The sequence below is a fragment of the Nocardioides sp. genome (assembly GCF_036401255.1).
Lineage (GTDB): Bacteria > Actinomycetota > Actinomycetes > Propionibacteriales > Nocardioidaceae > Nocardioides.
On the sequence record NZ_DASWVI010000428.1, the window covers coordinates 1 to 2,837 of the forward strand.

Below are 2,837 nucleotides of genomic sequence, written 5' to 3' on the forward strand. Positions count from 1 at the left end.
TCGCGGTGGCGGCCGCGTGCAGGCGCAACGCCCGCCGGGGATAGCCCAGCCGGCCCCAGGCGCGGACCGCCTCGCCCGTGGGCTCGGCCGCGAGGTCGGCCGGCGCCGGCCAGCGCGCGAGCCACTGCTCGTGGACCGGCAGCACCCGCGACACCGGCGTCTGCTGGAGCATGAACTCCGAGACCATCACCGACCAGGGGGACGCCTCGGGTCGCCGCCAGGGCAGGTCGCGGGCGTGCTCGTCGTACCACCGCAGGACCGGCTCGTGGAGGATGCTCGTGCGCGCACGCGCCGGGGTGACTCGCTCGCTCATGTCGGGCCCATTGTCACCGGAGGCCGCCGGTGTGGCACCACCACCCCGCGGCGGCGGCTGACTAGCGTTGCGGCATGCCCGCCCTGACCCGTGGACCGCTGCCGGCACGCGTGTACTGGGTCCGCCGGACGATGGTGCTCGGCACCGCCGTCCTGCTGGTCGTCGCGATCGCCCGGATGCTCGGCGGAGGTAGCGACGCCTCGTCCGGCTCCGATCCCGCCGCCGCGCTGGTCGCGGACGGGACCCCGACGGCCGCCGCGACACTCACCGACGCGCCGAGCACGCCGGCCTCCCGCAAGCCCGGCAAGCGCCCGTCGAAGAGCAAGGAGCCGGAGCTCGCGCAGCCCCAGGGGCCGTGCTCGAACGACGACATCGCGGTCACGCCGGTCGTCGAGGACGCCGTCGGTGGCCACGACGTCGCGATCACGCTCCAGCTGCGCACCCAGACCGCGGAGGCCTGCACCTGGCGGGTCTCGCCCCGCACGGTCACGGTCAACATCACCTCGGGCAAGGACCGGATCTGGACCAGCCGCGACTGCCCGGCCGCCATCGGGACCCGCGACGTGGTCGTCCGCCGGGCGGTCACGACCGACGTCACGGTGACCTGGCGCGAGGCGCGGCGCTCGAAGAGCGAGGGTTGCACCAGGTCCGCCGACTGGGCCCTGCCCGGCTGGTACCACGTCACCGCGGCCGCGCTCGGCGGCGAGCCGTCGGACCTGCAGTTCGAGCTGACCAGGCCGGTGGCCGCCACGATCACCAAGACCGCGAAGCCGAAGAACACCCCCTCGAGCTCCCCGTCCGGCTCCCCGTCCACCTCGCCCTCGGGGCGGCCGATCGCGCCGGAGCACGGCTCCAGCAAGTCGCCGTCCGGCGCCGTCGAGCCCGACTGACCTGGGCCCATCTCCCGTCGAGACACCAGAAGTGGTTGTGCTGACGGCCGGGGAACAGCCAGTTCTGGTGTCTCGACGGCGAACGACGAGCTAGACGTACCGCTCGAGGATCGTCGACTCGGCGAGGCGGGAGAGACCCTCGCGGACGCTGCGGGCGCGTAGCTCGCCGACCCCCTCGACGGCCTGGAGGTCGTCGACGCCCGCGGAGAGGAGCTTCTGCAGCGTGCCGAAGTGGTCGACCAGCCGGTCGACGACCGTCGCGGGCAGCCGGGGCACCTTCGCCAGCAGCCGGTAGCCGCGCGGGGCGACGGCGCCGTCGAGGTGCTCGCCGTTGCCCAGGCCCAGGGCGCGCGCGGCCGCCGCGGGGTCGACCAGCTCGGTGGAGGACAGCGACTCGAGCCGGTTGAGCAGCGCCTCGGGGCTCTTGCTGCGCCGCCCGGCGGGCAGGTAGTCGCGGATCACCAGCTCACGCTCGGTGTCGACGCCGGTCACGAGCTCCTCCAGCTGCAGCGACAGCAGCCGGCCGTCGGTGCCGAGCTCGAGCACGTAGTCCTCGATCTCGCTGGCGATGCGGGTGACCATCTCCAGACGCTGGGCCACCACGGCGACGTCGCGAACGGTGACGAGGTCCTCGATCTCCAGTGCCGACAGGGTGCTCGACACCTCGTCGAGGCGGAGCTTGTAGCGCTCCAGGGTCGCCAGCGCCTGGTTGGCGCGGGACAGGATCTGACCGGAGTCCTCCAGCACGTGGCGGGTCTCCCCGACGTACGCCGCGATGATCTGCATCGACTGCGACACCGAGATCACCGGGAACCCGGCCTGGCGGGCCACCCGGTCGGCGGTGCGATGGCGGGTGCCGGTCTCCTCGGACGGGATCGTGTGGTCGGGCATCAGGTGGACCGCGGCGCGCAGGATCCGCGTGACGTCCTTGTCGACGATGATCGCGCCGTCCATCTTGGCCAACTCACGCAGGCCGGTCGCGGTGAACGGCACGTCGAGGGTGAAGCCGCCGGTCGAGATCGACTCGACCACCCGGTCGTGGCCGAGCACGATCAGCGCGCCGGTGCGACCGCGCAGGATCCGCTCCAGGCCGTCGCGCAGAGGTGTGCCGGGGGCGATCGTCGCGAGGGTGGCGCGCAGGCGAAGGGTCTCGTCCGAGCGATCCGTGGCCAACTGCCGGTCCTCTCCCCGTGGGCGCGGCCCGGTCGGCCGCTGGGCCGAGTCTAGGACCCCGCCGAGCAATCCGCGCGGCTACGCGGCGGCCGGTGGCGCCTCGGGGCCGTTCGCCTCGGTCGTCGTGACCCGTCACCGCACGCACCGGCCGTCGCTCGCGTGCGCGCGTCTCGTTCAGCAGCGTCCCAGGAGAGGCGCTCAGAGTCCTTCGACCGAACGTGGCTTGTGGTGCTCCGCGCCGAGGAGCTGGAGCAGCCGCAGCGCGGACGCGACGTCGGGGACGTCGAGCACCCGCATGCCGTCGACCGTCCACGACTCGGGGGAGCGGGCGGCCGGGCGGCCCGGCTCGGTGGGCACCACGGCGAGCTGGAAGCCGAGCCGCGCCGCCTCGGCGAGCCGCAGCGGCAGGTCACGGACCCGGCGCAGCTCCCCGGACAGCCCGATCTCGCCCATCGCGACCA

General features: G+C 73.8%; 2 protein-coding genes and 2 pseudogenes. 1 reads left to right on the forward strand and 3 read right to left on the reverse strand.

Going from position 1 to position 2,837, the window contains the following annotated elements; genetic code table 11:
- Window positions 1-313, reverse strand: a pseudogene (locus VGD85_RS19645) (A/G-specific adenine glycosylase); the annotation flags it as partial.
- A gap of 74 nt (window positions 314-387) precedes the next feature.
- Here VGD85_RS19645 and VGD85_RS19650 point away from each other — a divergent pair.
- Window positions 388-1,203 (forward strand): hypothetical protein, encoded by an 816-nt coding sequence (locus tag VGD85_RS19650; RefSeq protein ID WP_331065122.1) that lies wholly within the window; start codon window positions 388-390, stop codon window positions 1,201-1,203.
- 90 nt (window positions 1,204-1,293) lie between these two features.
- Here VGD85_RS19650 and disA read toward each other — a convergent pair whose 3' ends face one another.
- Both disA and VGD85_RS19660 read right to left on the reverse strand, forming a co-directional pair.
- Window positions 1,294-2,376, reverse strand: a complete 1,083-nt coding sequence (disA, locus tag VGD85_RS19655) for a DNA integrity scanning diadenylate cyclase DisA (protein WP_331065123.1) — start codon at window positions 2,374-2,376, stop codon at window positions 1,294-1,296.
- A 198-nt stretch (window positions 2,377-2,574) separates the two neighbouring features.
- Window positions 2,575-2,837 (reverse strand): annotated as a pseudogene (locus VGD85_RS19660) (DNA repair protein RadA); the annotation flags it as partial.

Excerpts from the sequence above, each read along its gene's own strand:
- VGD85_RS19650 (WP_331065122.1), top strand. The coding sequence starts at position 388 with ATGCCCGCCCTGACCCGTGGACCGCTGCCGGCACGCGTGTACTGGGTC.